A 14,054-nucleotide genomic window follows, 5' to 3' on the forward strand; every position below is an offset into this window, starting at 1 on the left:
CCTGGCGGCAATAAAAAAGCCCGACATTCATGTCGGGCTTTTTGCAGGGCTGGTGCGGGCGGAGAATTTCGCCGGCGGGCTCAGCGTTTGACCAGATGCACGGCCAGCACGTCGCAAGGGGCGCCGTGCAGCACGTCGTTGGCGGTCGAGCCCAGCAGCAGCGCCAGGCCGTGCCGGCCATGGCTGCCGACCACGATCAGGTCGCATTCCTGTTCCTTGGCCAGATGATGGATTTCCTGGCGTGGCTGGCCATAGGTCAGGTGGCTGTATTCCTTGGACAGCTCAGGGTATTTGGTGATGAGGCGATCGAGGCGTTCCTTGGCCTGGTCGAACTGCTGCTGTTGCAATTGGGACAGGTCCATCGGTACGTCGCCGCCGAACGCCATGGCCATCGGCTCGACGATATGCACCAGGGACAATTTGGCGCTGTTGCTGACCGACAGCTCGCGAGCCCGGTGGATAACAGGATCGCACTCTTCGGTTAGATCTACGGCGACCAGAATATGGTGGTAGGGCATGAGGTGCTCCTCCTGAGGATTGCAATAGCTTCAAGTATGGCTGGTTTCAAGCGGATTGGTTCCGACCTGGATCAATCGGCTCATCAAGAATCGGGAGTACAGATATGACGGTCTGGATAGTGGTGTCAATCCTCGCGGTGGTGTTGAGCCCGCTGGCATGGCTGCGTCCGTCGCGCCGCCAGAGCGGGCAGATCGCCCTGCGCATGGAGGCGCGCCGCATGGGCCTGGGCATGCAACTGGCGCCTCAGGAGTGGCCGCACTGGATGGATCCGCAGCCTCCAAGCCCCTGTGCGCAATACCATCGGCCGCGGCGCGGCACACAACCGGCCTGCTGGGCCTACTGGCAAAGTGCGCCGGGCGTGTGGGTCAACCAATGGCGGGAAGTCTGTGCGGATCCTGCCTTGCTCGAGCACTTTCGCACGCTGCCGGCCAACGTGTTCAAGGTCGAGGCCGACCGGCAGATGATCGTCTTGTATTGGGGGGAACGTGGCGAAGCCAGTGTTTTGCAAGACATTGCCGCAGTGCTCAAGGCGCTGGCGTGAAGCATGACCTGCGCTGCAATGGCACAGGTTATTGAAAAGCAGGCAGTAAAAAGCCCGACAAGGTCGGGCTGGGTTGGCCAGGCAGGCCGGTAAATCCTTTCTGATCCCCTGGTTCTGAGCAGCGGGGGATGAGAGTTGTCGCTGATCTTACGCCTGGTTTTCGGCCAGGCGCCCCTATTTTTGCTCCAGGGTTGTGCCAGCGTAGCCGTGAATCGGTTATGGGGCCACGCATTAGGGCGACTTTTCTAAAGATTGATTCTATGAATGTCCTCAGATGAGCCGGCTTGTTGATGGTGCGTGCCCGTCTGGAATGACTAAGAAGTCGCGTTTTAAACAACCTTTTGGGCGATTGACAATTGTCGGATTTTGCCTGAATGTGGCGTACCCAAATCAAACGGGCGTATGAATTGAGCGTTTGTATTACCAGACGGCTCTTCCAGAATCCCGACTATCGCGTTGGCGGGTGTGCCTGGCGGATTGGCGTAGCATCGATGGAAACGTCGTTGCCGAGTCAGAAGTTAGCGTCCGACGTGTACTGTTCAGCTTCCATATCGTGGAGATCAGTTGATGATTTACGAAGGTAAAGCCATCACGGTTAAGGCTCTTGAAAGTGGCATCGTCGAATTGAATTTCGACCTCAAGGGTGAGTCCGTCAACAAGTTCAACCGTCTTACCCTGAACGAATTGCGTTCGGCCGTGGACGCCATCAAGGCAGATGCGTCGGTCAAGGGTGTGATCGTCAGCAGTGGCAAGGACGTCTTCATCGTCGGCGCCGACATCACCGAATTTGTCGACAACTTCAAGCTGCCGGATGCAGAGCTTGTCGCAGGCAACCTCGAAGCCAACAAGATTTTCAGCGATTTCGAAGACCTCAACGTTCCGACCGTTGCCGCGATCAATGGCATCGCGCTGGGCGGCGGTCTGGAAATGTGCCTGGCAGCTGACTATCGCGTCATGTCCTCCAGTGCCAAGATCGGCCTGCCGGAAGTCAAGCTGGGCATCTACCCGGGCTTCGGCGGTACCGTTCGCCTGCCACGCATCATCGGTGCCGACAACGCCATCGAATGGATTGCCGCCGGCAAGGAAAACCGTGCCGAAGACGCACTGAAAGTCGGTGCGGTCGACGCTGTCGTCGCTCCGGAAAAACTGCATGAAGCGGCCCTGGCCACCGTCAAGCGCGCCATCTCCGGCGAGTTCGACTACAAGGCCAAGCGTCAGCCGAAGCTGGAAAAGCTCAAGCTCAACGCCATCGAACAGATGATGTCCTTCGAAACCGCCAAGGGTTTTGTCGCCGGCCAGGCTGGCCCGAACTACCCGGCGCCGGTCGAAGCCATCAAGACCATCCAGAAAGCCGCCAACTTCGGTCGTGACAAGGCGCTGGAAGTCGAGGCAACAGGCTTCGTCAAACTGGCCAAGACCTCTGCTGCGCAGAGTCTGATCGGCCTGTTCCTGAATGACCAGGAACTGAAGAAAAAGGCCAAGGCCTACGACGAAATCGCCCAGGACGTGAAGCAGGCCGCCGTACTCGGCGCCGGCATCATGGGTGGCGGTATCGCCTACCAGTCGGCGTCCAAAGGCACGCCGATCCTGATGAAAGACATCAACGAACACGGTATCGAGCAAGGCCTGGCGGAAGCCGCCAAGCTGCTGGTCGGCCGTGTCGATAAAGGTCGCATGACCGCGGCGAAGATGGCCGAAGTGCTCAACGGCATTCGCCCAACGCTGTCCTACGGTGACTTCGGCCACGTCGACCTGGTGGTCGAAGCGGTCGTCGAGAATCCTAAGGTCAAGCAAGCGGTTCTGGCCGAAGTCGAAGACCAGGTCAAGGAGGACACCATCCTCGCTTCGAACACCTCGACCATTTCCATCAGCCTGCTGGCTAAGGCCCTCAAGCGTCCGGAAAACTTCGTCGGCATGCACTTCTTCAACCCGGTGCACATGATGCCGCTGGTCGAAGTCATCCGTGGCGAGAAGTCCAGCGAGCTGGCCGTGGCCACCACCGTTGCCTACGCCAAGAAAATGGGCAAGAACCCGATCGTGGTCAACGACTGCCCGGGCTTCCTGGTCAACCGCGTGCTGTTCCCGTACTTCGGCGGTTTCGCCAAGCTGGTCAGCGCCGGCGTGGACTTCGTGCGCATCGACAAGGTCATGGAAAAATTCGGCTGGCCGATGGGCCCGGCGTACCTGATGGACGTGGTCGGTATCGACACCGGTCACCACGGTCGTGACGTAATGGCCGAAGGTTTCCCGGATCGCATGAAAGACGACCGTCGTTCGGCTATCGATGTGCTCTACGAAGCCAAGCGCCTGGGTCAGAAGAACGGCAAGGGTTTCTACGCCTACGAGGCCGACAAGAAAGGCAAGCAGAAGAAAGTGGCCGACCCGTCGGTGCTGGAAGTGCTCAAGCCTATCGTGTACGAGCAGCGTGAAGTCACTGACGAGGATATCGTCAACTGGATGATGATCCCGCTGTGCCTGGAAACCGTTCGTTGCCTGGAAGACGGCATCGTCGAAACCGCGGCCGAAGCCGACATGGGCCTGGTGTACGGTATTGGTTTCCCTCCATTCCGTGGCGGCGCGCTGCGCTACATCGACTCGATCGGTGTTGCCGAGTTCGTTGCCCTGGCCGACCAGTACGCCGATCTGGGCGCGCTGTACCACCCGACCGCGAAGCTGCGCGAGATGGCCAAGAACGGCCAGAGCTTCTTCGGTTAAGCGCCCCCTACTAGAGCGAGAGTGAATATATGAGCTTGAATCCTAGAGACGTCGTGATTGTCGACTTCGGTCGTACTCCGATGGGCCGCTCCAAGGGCGGCATGCACCGCAACACCCGCGCCGAAGACATGTCGGCGCACCTGATCAGCAAATTGCTGGAACGCAACGCCAAGGTCGATCCGGCGGAAGTCGAAGACGTGATCTGGGGCTGTGTGAACCAGACCCTGGAGCAGGGCTGGAACATCGCGCGCATGGCGTCGCTGATGACCCAGATCCCGCACACCTCGGCCGGCCAGACCGTCAGCCGTCTGTGTGGCTCGTCGATGAGCGCGCTGCACACCGCCGCCCAGGCGATCATGACCGGCAACGGTGACGTCTTCGTGGTGGGTGGCGTCGAGCATATGGGCCACGTGAGCATGATGCACGGCGTCGACCCGAACCCGCACATGTCCCTGTACGCGGCGAAAGCCTCGGGCATGATGGGCCTGACCGCCGAGATGCTCGGCAAGATGCACGGCATTACCCGTGAGCAACAGGATGCCTTCGGCCTGCGCTCCCACCAACTCGCCCACAAGGCGACGGTGGAAGGCAAGTTCAAGGACGAAATCATCCCGATGCAAGGTTACGACGAGAATGGTTTCCTGAAACTGTTCGACTACGACGAAACCATTCGTCCCGAGACCACCCTGGAAAGCCTGGCGGCCCTCAAGCCGGCCTTCAATCCGAAGGGCGGCACCGTGACGGCCGGTACTTCGTCGCAGATCACCGACGGTGCTTCGTGCATGATCGTGATGTCGGCGCAGCGTGCCCAGGACCTGGGCATCCAGCCGCTGGCGGTGATCCGCTCGATGGCGGTGGCGGGTGTGGATCCGGCGATCATGGGCTATGGTCCAGTACCGGCCACGCAGAAAGCGCTGAAGCGCGCGGGTCTGGGAATCACCGATATCGACTTCTTCGAGCTCAACGAAGCTTTCGCGGCGCAGGCTCTGCCGGTGCTGAAAGATTTGAAAGTGCTCGACAAGATGAACGAGAAGGTTAACCTGCACGGCGGCGCGATCGCCCTGGGTCACCCATTCGGCTGTTCCGGTGCGCGTATCTCCGGCACCTTGCTCAATGTCATGAAGCAGAATGGCGGCACCTTTGGCGTGTCCACCATGTGCATTGGCCTTGGCCAGGGCATTGCCACCGTCTTCGAACGCGTTTAAGCGTTGCGTTGATGGAAGCCGGGGCCCAGTGCCCCGGTTTTTGTTTTTCTGAAGATTTATATTTTTTATTTTGCACGAGGGCCAGAACATGCAATTACAACCCGGGCTCTATCAGCATTACAAGGGACCGCAGTACCGCGTTTTCAGCGTGGCGCGGCATTCCGAGACGGAAGAGGAAGTAGTGTTCTATCAAGCCCTGTATGGCGATTACGGCTTTTGGGTGCGCCCCTTGAGCATGTTCCTGGAGTCGGTCGAGGTTGACGGCGAGCAGGTGCCACGCTTTGCTTTGGTGCAGGCCGAACCCAGTCTTTTTTCGCAGCCTTAAGCTGAGGTCGCGCAGTACCCTGCGCTTGACCTCACCTTGTTGCCACTATATATAGCGGTGCCGCGTCAGGCGCCAACCGCCTCTCACTTCTCGAATTCAGGAATTTTCCGATCCATGGGCAAATCGCTGGTCATTGTGGAATCCCCGGCTAAGGCCAAGACCATCAACAAGTACTTGGGTAACCAATACGTGGTGAAGTCGAGTATCGGCCATATCCGAGACCTGCCCACCAGTGGTTCGGCGAGCGCCGCCAAAGAGCCTGCCGCCAAGCGTGGCAAGGCGGCTGCTGGTGAAGCACCGGCGCTGTCGGCCAAGGAGAAGGCGCGCAAGCAGCTGGTCTCGCGCATGGGAGTCGATCCGGACCACGGCTGGAAAGCCAAGTACGAGATCCTTCCAGGCAAGGAAAAAGTCATCGAAGAGCTGCGCCGGCTCGCCAAGGATGCCGACACCATCTATCTCGCAACGGACTTGGACCGCGAAGGGGAGGCCATTGCCTGGCACCTGCGGGAAGCCATTGGTGGGGATGACAGCCGCTACAAGCGCGTGGTGTTCAACGAAATCACCAAGAAGGCGATCCAGGAAGCCTTCTCCCAGCCGGGCGAGCTGGATATCGATCGGGTCAACGCTCAGCAGGCGCGTCGCTTCCTCGACCGCGTGGTGGGTTACATGGTTTCGCCGTTGCTGTGGGCGAAAATCGCCCGCGGCCTGTCTGCCGGTCGTGTGCAATCGGTGGCGGTGAAGCTGGTGGTGGAGCGCGAGCGCGAAATTCGTGCCTTCATCCCTGAAGAATACTGGGAAGTTCACGCCGACCTCGGCACCGCCAAGGGCGCCAATGTGCGCTTCGAAGTGGCGCGGGAAAACGGCGAGGCCTTCAAGCCGCTGAACGAAGCCCAGGCCATGGCGGCACTGGAGAAGCTCAAGGCGTCGACCTACACCATCGCCAAGCGCGAAGACAAACCGACCAGCAGCAAGCCGTCGGCCCCGTTCATTACTTCCACTCTGCAGCAGGCCGCGAGCAACCGCCTGGGCTTCGGGGTGAAGAAAACCATGATGATGGCCCAGCGTCTGTATGAAGCCGGCTACATCACCTATATGCGTACCGACTCGACCAACCTCTCGGCTGATGCCCTGACGATGGCGCGGACCTATATCGAAGAAGAGTTCGGCAACAAATACCTGCCGTCCTCGCCGAACTTCTACAGCAGCAAGGAAGGGGCCCAGGAGGCGCACGAAGCGATTCGTCCGTCCGATGTGAACACCCATCCAAGCAAGCTGTCGGGCATGGAGCGTGACGCCGAGCGGCTCTACGAGCTGATCTGGCGCCAGTTCGTGGCCTGCCAGATGCTGCCGGCACAATACCTGTCGACCACCGTCAGCGTCGCCGCTGGTGGCTTCGAGCTGCGTGCCAAGGGCCGCATCCTCAAGTTCGACGGTTACACCCGGGTCATGCCGCAGATGAGCAAGCCGGGCGACGACGATGTCCTGCCGGACATGGCGCAGGGCGATGTGCTGAAGCTGATCAAGCTCGACCCGAGCCAGCACTTCACCAAGCCGCCGGCGCGTTACTCCGAAGCCAGCCTGGTCAAGGAAATGGAAAAACGTGGCATCGGTCGTCCTTCGACCTATGCGGCGATCATTTCCACGATTCAGGACCGTGGCTACGTGGCACTGCACAACCGTCGTTTCTATTCGGAAAAGATGGGCGACATCGTCACCGAGCGTCTGTCCGAGAGCTTCTCCAACCTGATGGACTACGGCTTCACCGCCGGCATGGAAGAGCACCTCGATGACGTAGCCCAGGGCGAGCGTGACTGGAAAAACGTCCTCGACGAGTTCTACGGCGACTTCAAGAAGAAGCTCGAAGTGGCCGAAGGCAGCGACAGCGGCATGCGCGCCAACCAGCCGGTGATGACCGATATCCCGTGCCTCACCTGTGGTCGCCCGATGCAGATTCGCACCGCGTCCACCGGTGTGTTCCTTGGATGTTCGGGTTACAGCCTGCCGCCGAAAGAACGCTGCAAGGCTACCGTCAACCTGGTGCCGGGCGATGAGATCGCCGCGGACGACGAGGGTGAATCCGAGTCGCTGGTACTGCGCGGCAAGCACCGTTGCCCGATCTGCAGCACGGCGATGGACGCCTATCTGCTGGACGAGAAACGCAAGCTGCACATCTGCGGTAACAACCCGGATTGCGCGGGCTATGAGATCGAAGAGGGCAGCTACCGCATCAAGGGCTACGAAGGTCCGAGCCTGGAATGCGACAAGTGCGGCAGCGAGATGCAGCTCAAGACCGGCCGTTTCGGCAAGTTCTTCGGGTGCACCAACCCGACCTGCAAGAACACCCGCAAGCTGCTCAAGAGCGGTGACGCGGCACCACCGAAGATGGATCCGGTGAAGATGCCCGAGCTGAAATGCGAGAAGGTCAACGACACCTACATCCTGCGCGACGGGGCATCGGGTCTGTTCCTGGCGGCCAGCCAGTTCCCGAAAAACCGTGAAACCCGCGCACCGCTGGTGCTCGAGCTGATCCCGCACAAGGACGAGATCGATCCGAAGTATCACTTCCTCTGCGAAGCACCGAAGAAGGACCCGGACGGTCGCCCGGCGGTGATCCGCTACAGCCGCAAGACCAAGGAGCAGTACGTGCAGACCGAAGTCGACGGCAAGCCGACCGGTTGGCGTGCGTTCTACGACGGTGGTAGCTGGAAGGTCGAAGACAAGCGTTAAGGTCCGCATCGGACGCTTCTGACAGGCCGCGTAAACCTCTCAAGGGTCCGCGGCCTTTCTTTTGGGCTTGCGGTGGGCTGGAGTGTTCCATGACACTGTAAGGCCAGCCTGCTGTATCTATTCGTTGTGGAGATTGCCGTCATGGCCCACGAACTCTATACCCGCACCAACCAGAAAATTTACTTCGCCGGTCTGTCGCTGGAAGCCTTGGCGCGAGCCGAAGCGGGCGGGGCAATGAATGCGCAGGCGCTGGTGCAGGCAGGGCGCGAGTCGGTGTTGTTTCATCTGTATGGCGCGCTGCTTGGCTTGTGCCATGAAATCGCCGGCTTCTATCGCCTCCCACAGGCCAATGCGCCCCGCGCGGAGCTGCTGCTCACCCGTGAGGTGCTGGAAAGCATCGCCATCCCCGAGCTGGCCGAGCTGGTGGAACTGGCCCATAACCCGGAGACCTGGCTGGCGAAGCTGCTGGCTGCCCATTCGGCGATGTTCCAGCCACCGCGGGTGCCGCATAAACCCAAGGGCGATGTCACCCAGCCGTTGATTGTCGCAGTGAACCTCGATGAAGAAGAGCAGGCACCGCAACTGAGCCGGGAAGAGCTGGAGCAATGGCGTCAGAACCTCAAGGCTTTGGCGATTCGCTTCCGTGACGGCCTGAATGAGTGTTGAGCCGCCGCTAGCGGATATCTTCGAGTACGACCAATCATTCAAGGATGAGTAATGGCTTCAGCTACAGAGACGAATGCGCTGCCTGCGTTGTTCGATCGTGTCGATCGTCTGGCGGACGCGGCCGCTTCGTCCCGGGATTTGCTCAAGGCGGTGGAGCAGATTCGCGATTTTCCCGAACCTATTGTCCTTAGTCGTTCAGATCCCAATTCAAAAAAACTGGCCTGGTGCCTGTGCATTGTCGGAATACTGGTCTGGCCGTTGCTGATTCCCGGGATCTACCTGATGCGCCGGCGTGGCGCCAACCACTTCATTCATCCGGATGTGGTGAAGGCGCTATCGCAGAAGATCATTCGTAAAGCGGCTCTGCTCAGCGCTGGTGTAGGTGATGCGTCGGCTTCGGGGATTTTCACCCTGGCCGTGATGATGAATGAGTTTGCGCACTATCGTCGGGGTAACTATTCCCGTGAGCTCAAGAACACGCTGCTGGGCGTTTATAACGGTGCGGTGCACGATCTGCCTTACGCTTTCCACCATCTGCATTACGTCGATATGGAAACCTACGAAGTATCGATTTCCAATGGCAAGGGCGGTTCTCGAAGGGAAACCAGAACCCGCTATGTTGGGTATGACCGCTATAGCCTGGTGTTCGATTTTCCCTGGACGGCCGAGGTTGCCGTTCGTGGTGACAAGCATCGAGCCATGGATCGCGAGCATCTCTACAAGACCACGACCCGGGAATTCAACTCTGCCTTCACCCTGACTGGCGCGACGGAGATGGCCTGCGCGACTTTCGCCACACCGGTCACCGTGCTCAAGTTGCTGCAGATCGCCAAGGAGCTGAAAGACGTCAGTTTCGAGTTTTCCTCCCAGAGTCGCCTATGCGTGAGCTTCAACAATGATGATGTGGTTGGCATCGCTACCTCGGCGGTAAGCCTTGCGGAGCCGGTCGCCTTTCATGCCGGCTTGATGCAGGGGGCGACGATGCCGCGCCTGAGGCCGGTGCTGGAGCTGTTGCACCAGTTTGCCGAGTTGCATGACGACAATTTCAATCTACCGAAGAAAAGAACGCAGGACATGGAGCAGTAAATGATCATCCTTCTTACAGCGATACTGGTGGCCTGGCTCCTCTGGTACTACTACAACAAGATTGTCGGCGCAGGGAACCGCGCTCAGCGCGCATGGGCCGATGTGCTCGTGTATGAGCGGCAGAAGATCAAGGTGCTGGATGCCCTGGAGGAGCAGGCTTCCAGCTTCAAGATCTATGAAAGCAACGTGCTGGAAAAAGTGGTGGGCCTGCGTTCGGCCCTCGGAAGGTTGCCTGAGGCGGCCAGTGGTGAGGCGCTGAAGTCGACGCAGATGGCCACTAGGGAACTGGTGGGGGGGCTGAACATGGCCTTTGAGGCCTATCCGGAACTCAAGGCGGCGGGAATCGTCAGTGGGTTGATGAAGGAAATCGTCGAACAGCAGGCGAACATTGCAGCCGCCGTTACGGTCTTCAACCGGACTGTCGAGGAGTTCAATAACTGCATCCAGATGTTCCCCAGTTCGATGGTCAACACGGTCATCAACAAGAAGCAGGCCATTACGCCGTTTTCCGATAAGGAAGCCGCCGCGAGTTTTGATTACAAGCCGAATTTCTGATGGCAAATGCCTGTTTGTAACGCCAGGCCAATAAAGAAAACCGTTTGGGCCCGCGCGAGGTCGGGGTGATGACTGATATAATCCCGGCCTTTCGTGGAGAACAGACCTTTATGCCAACGTCCTTTCTAGAAATTGTCGAATTGCCAGACGGTCGTATCGAGCTGCGCAGGGCCGAGGACGAGGGTTCTCTGGTCACTCTGGACTTTTCAGAAGATGCCAAAGCCTTCTTGCAAGGCCAGCATGTCGAGGTGGCCAAGGCCATGTTGAGCGTGGGTGTGCAGATGGCGGGTCGCCTGGTTGAAGGCGAATTGGAGAAAGAAGAGGGGCCACGGATTCTTCACTGAGTCCGTTTGTCGGTTTTTTTGCTGTCGTTCGTCGCCTCCTTTCGGCTTCTCAATCATGGAGAAGCCTTGTGTCATTCAAGCGTGTCCATCGACGCTTCTAGCGGTCAGCCCAGACGAATATTCAGGCTTTGTGCGTCGCCCGTGCGGGCTGCGCTGATGAGCTGTTGACGGGCGCTGCTGTTCAACGGGTTGAGCCAGCTGACAACGGTGTGGCTGCGTCCCAGGCGCAGAGCCTCGCAAGCTAGCTGTTGCGCGCTTTGGGCGCCGCGCGGGTGCAGCAGCAGAATCCGTTCGCGGTTCAGGCCGGCATCCCGCAACCAGGCCTGGGTCAGGCTGGCCGGCGGGGCAATCAATGTCAGCCAGCGCGCATCCTGGTCCTGGCTCAGTTCCCTGAGGATGGGCGCCAGCAGGCTCAGGCAGTTCCCGGCGGCACCGCGTAACGACAGTTCACTGAAAGCTTCCGGTTCGTTACTCCAGGGCGATTCGACGACCTCTTTGAGGATAGGCGCCAGGGGTTGGGCCATGAACGCTTCGAACAGTGGCAGTTGTGCATGCTGTGGTGTGTGAGGGAACTGCATACAGCCTCCTTTAGCGGCGAATGACGCCGACACTCAAGCCTTCGATCACCAGGTCCTGATCTTTCAGGTTGACTTCGATAGGGGCGAACTCAGGGTTTTCGGCAATCAGCCAGACTTTGCTGCCTTCGCGCTTGAAGCGTTTCACGGTGACTTCGTCGCCAATGCGGGCGACGACGACCTGGCCGTTGCGGGCCTCGCGAGTGGTATGCACGGCCAGCAGGTCGCCATCGAAAATACCGATGTCCTTCATGCTCATGCCGTGAACCCGCAGCAGGTAGTCTGCACGGGGGTGGAAGAAGGCCGGATTGATGTTGCAGGACTCTTCGATGTGCTGTTCGGCGAGAATTGGAGCACCGGCGGCAACCCGGCCAATGATGGGCAGGCTGGAGTCGTCGGGCTTGGCTTCGAACCCCGGGATACGAATACCGCGGGAGGCGCCTGGAGTCATTTCGATCGCGCCTTTGCGGGCCAATGCCTTGAGGTGTTCTTCGGCGGCGTTGGGCGACTTGAAACCCAGTTCCTGGGCGATTTCCGCGCGGGTCGGTGGGTAGCCGTTGTCTTCGAGGCAGCGTTTGATAAAAGCCAGAATCTCAGCTTGGCGTGGCGTCAGTTTTAGCATGTCGATCGCTCTGTCTTTTTATACAGTGACTGGAATTATATACAGTGAATGCCGCTTGGCAATCCTCCTTTTTCCAATCGCCGCTGGACGGTCGGGTCGCCGCTGCGCATGCCTGGTGTCGCGTGGCTGGCTACAGGAAGCGGCAGGTATGATTAAATAGCTGACTGGCCGGCCGCAAAACGGACAGGCAGGCTTGACAAGGCTGGGGCTGAAACGTATGTTTCAAACAAGTGTTTGTCAGGCGGAGTAGCCATGGCCCAGTCGGAAACCGTTGAACGCATTCTCGATGCTGCCGAGCAGTTGTTCGCGGAAAAAGGTTTTGCCGAAACCTCATTGCGGCTGATCACCAGCAAGGCCGGGGTCAACCTGGCGGCGGTGAATTATCATTTCGGTTCCAAAAAGGCCCTGATCCAGGCGGTGTTCTCGCGCTTCCTCGGGCCGTTCTGCATCAGCCTCGACCGTGAGCTGGAGCGGCGTTCGGCCAAGCCGGACAGCAAGCCAAGCCTCGAAGAGCTGCTGGAAATCCTCGTCGAGCAGGCCTTGGTGGTCCAGCCTCGCAGCGGCAACGACCTGTCCATTTTCATGCGCCTTCTGGGCCTGGCCTTCAGCCAGAGCCAGGGGCACCTGCGGCGTTATCTGGAAGACATGTACGGCAAGGTATTCCGCCGCTACATGCTGCTGGTCAACGAAGCCGCGCCGCGTATCCCACCGATCGAACTGTTCTGGCGTGTGCACTTCATGCTGGGAGCGGCGGCTTTCAGCATGTCGGGGATCAAGGCCTTGCGTGCGATTGCCGAGACCGACTTCGGGGTCAATACCTCGATCGAGCAGGTAATGCGCCTGATGGTGCCATTCCTTGCGGCCGGCATGCGCGCCGAAACCGGCGTCACTGATGATGCCATGGCCACGGCACAGCTCAAGCCACGCAGCAAATCGACTCCGGCGGTCGCCAAGGCCTGACCGTCCGGGTGGGCGCGGCAGCTTACATCCGCTAAGCTAGCCGCCCATGTCGACTCTCGTTTCCTACCTCTCTTCACACCTTTCGCCGATCGTCGCTTGCCGGGCCTTGCCGCCGGCAATGGATTCGTGCGTCCGCGCCACGCCAGCACCCTTTGCGGTGCCGTGCGCGCACTTCGTTACTAAGGAATTGCTATGACCACAGGCCTGCAAGGCTCCTTGATGGTGGATGTCGCCGGTACCTGGCTGACGGCTGAAGATCGCCAACTCCTGCGCCAGCCCGAAGTGGGTGGGCTGATCATCTTTGTCCGCAATATCGAGCATCCGCGGCAGGTGCGTGAGCTGAGCGCGTCCATTCGGGCGATTCGCCCGGACCTGCTGCTGGCGGTGGACCAGGAGGGCGGTCGCGTGCAACGCCTGCGCCAGGGCTTCGTGCGGCTGCCGGCCATGCGTGCCATCGCCGACAATCCGAATGCCGAGTACCTGGCCGAGCAGTGCGGCTGGATCATGGCCACCGAAGTGCTGGCCGTCGGCCTGGACTTGAGCTTCGCGCCGGTGCTGGACCTCGATCATCAGCGCAGCGCCGTGGTGGGCACCCGTTCCTTCGAGGGCGACCCCGAGCGCGCCGCCTTGCTGGCAGGCGCCTTTATCCGTGGCATGAACAGCGCCGGCATGGCGGCCACGGGCAAGCATTTCCCCGGGCACGGCTGGGCCGAGGCGGACTCCCACGTGGCGATCCCCAATGACGAGCGCAGCCTCGACGAGATTCGGGCCAAGGACCTGGTGCCTTTCGCGCGCCTGAGCAAGCAGTTGGCGGCGGTGATGCCGGCCCACGTCATCTACCCTCAGGTCGATGCCCAGCCAGCCGGGTTTTCCCGTCGTTGGTTGCAGGAGATCCTGCGCGGTGAATTGCAGTTCGACGGTGTCATCTTCAGTGACGACCTGTCGATGGCCGGTGCTCATGTGGTGGGCGATGCCGCGAGCCGGATCGAAGCGGCGCTGTCGGCTGGTTGCGACATGGGCCTGGTGTGCAACGATCGGGCGGCGGCCGAGCTGGCCCTGAGCGCGGCCCAGCGTCTGAAAGTGACGCCGTCGGCGCGGATCGCGCGGATGCGTGGCCAGGCGTTCGCCTGCACCGACTATCGTCAGGATCCGCGCTGGCTGACGGCGCTCGGCGCACTCAAAGATGCCCAACTGATCGATTAAGGGCTTTTGCG

General features: G+C 59.9%; 14 protein-coding genes. 11 read left to right on the forward strand and 3 right to left on the reverse strand.

Going from position 1 to position 14,054, the window contains the following annotated elements:
• Positions 1–80: 80 nt before the first annotated feature.
• On the reverse strand, positions 81–518 hold the full coding sequence (locus BM019_RS10320; protein ID WP_007921319.1) for a universal stress protein: 438 nt from the start codon (positions 516–518) through the stop codon (positions 81–83).
• A gap of 104 nt (positions 519–622) precedes the next feature.
• Between BM019_RS10320 and BM019_RS10325 the strand changes: the two genes are divergently transcribed.
• From BM019_RS10325 to BM019_RS10370, 9 genes are all read left to right on the forward strand, one after another.
• Complete coding sequence (locus BM019_RS10325; protein ID WP_037004577.1) at positions 623–1,060, forward strand: hypothetical protein; 438 nt, start codon at positions 623–625, stop codon at positions 1,058–1,060.
• Between the two features lie 567 nt (positions 1,061–1,627).
• On the forward strand, positions 1,628–3,775 hold the full coding sequence (gene fadB / locus BM019_RS10335) for a fatty acid oxidation complex subunit alpha FadB (RefSeq protein ID WP_009042975.1): 2,148 nt from the start codon (positions 1,628–1,630) through the stop codon (positions 3,773–3,775).
• Positions 3,776–3,804: 29 nt separating this feature from the next.
• Positions 3,805–4,980 carry an acetyl-CoA C-acyltransferase FadA gene (gene fadA / locus BM019_RS10340; RefSeq protein WP_053260302.1) on the forward strand — a complete coding sequence of 392 codons (1,176 nt, stop codon included), beginning with the start codon at positions 3,805–3,807 and terminating at the stop codon, positions 4,978–4,980.
• Between the two features lie 88 nt (positions 4,981–5,068).
• Positions 5,069–5,305, forward strand: coding sequence for a DUF1653 domain-containing protein (locus BM019_RS10345; protein WP_007921312.1), 237 nt, complete (start codon positions 5,069–5,071; stop codon positions 5,303–5,305).
• A 114-nt stretch (positions 5,306–5,419) separates the two neighbouring features.
• Positions 5,420–8,032, forward strand: coding sequence for a type I DNA topoisomerase (gene topA / locus BM019_RS10350; protein WP_007921310.1), 2,613 nt, complete (start codon positions 5,420–5,422; stop codon positions 8,030–8,032).
• A gap of 141 nt (positions 8,033–8,173) precedes the next feature.
• Positions 8,174–8,698, forward strand: a complete 525-nt coding sequence (locus BM019_RS10355) for a DUF6586 family protein (RefSeq protein ID WP_007921306.1) — start codon at positions 8,174–8,176, stop codon at positions 8,696–8,698.
• Between the two features lie 51 nt (positions 8,699–8,749).
• The gene (locus BM019_RS10360; protein WP_092418189.1) at positions 8,750–9,784 is read left to right on the forward strand and encodes a hypothetical protein; all 1,035 of its coding nucleotides are present in this window, start codon (positions 8,750–8,752) and stop codon (positions 9,782–9,784) included.
• Positions 9,785–10,339: a LemA family protein gene (locus tag BM019_RS10365; protein ID WP_062823098.1), complete on the forward strand. Its 555-nt coding sequence runs from the start codon at positions 9,785–9,787 to the stop codon at positions 10,337–10,339. It begins immediately after the preceding gene.
• A gap of 110 nt (positions 10,340–10,449) precedes the next feature.
• Positions 10,450–10,683 carry a hypothetical protein gene (locus tag BM019_RS10370; protein WP_009042980.1) on the forward strand — a complete coding sequence of 78 codons (234 nt, stop codon included), beginning with the start codon at positions 10,450–10,452 and terminating at the stop codon, positions 10,681–10,683.
• 104 nt (positions 10,684–10,787) lie between these two features.
• On the opposite strand, the gene sulA is transcribed toward BM019_RS10370, so the two are convergent.
• A complete protein-coding gene (gene sulA, locus BM019_RS10375) occupies positions 10,788–11,261 on the reverse strand; it encodes an SOS-induced cell division inhibitor SulA (protein WP_007921302.1) in 474 nt (157 codons plus the stop codon).
• A 10-nt stretch (positions 11,262–11,271) separates the two neighbouring features.
• Positions 11,272–11,880 (reverse strand): transcriptional repressor LexA, encoded by a 609-nt coding sequence (gene lexA, locus BM019_RS10380; protein ID WP_007921301.1) that lies wholly within the window; start codon positions 11,878–11,880, stop codon positions 11,272–11,274.
• A 252-nt stretch (positions 11,881–12,132) separates the two neighbouring features.
• Here lexA and BM019_RS10385 point away from each other — a divergent pair, with 252 nt between their 5' ends.
• On the forward strand, positions 12,133–12,840 hold the full coding sequence (locus BM019_RS10385; protein WP_009042982.1) for a TetR/AcrR family transcriptional regulator: 708 nt from the start codon (positions 12,133–12,135) through the stop codon (positions 12,838–12,840).
• Between the two features lie 204 nt (positions 12,841–13,044).
• The gene (gene nagZ / locus BM019_RS10390; protein ID WP_175510626.1) at positions 13,045–14,043 is read left to right on the forward strand and encodes a beta-N-acetylhexosaminidase; all 999 of its coding nucleotides are present in this window, start codon (positions 13,045–13,047) and stop codon (positions 14,041–14,043) included.
• Positions 14,044–14,054 lie beyond the last annotated feature (11 nt).

It is taken from the genome of Pseudomonas sp. NFPP07, from assembly GCF_900115645.1.
In the GTDB taxonomy this organism is placed as follows: Bacteria; Pseudomonadota; Gammaproteobacteria; order Pseudomonadales; family Pseudomonadaceae; genus Aquipseudomonas; species Aquipseudomonas chlororaphis.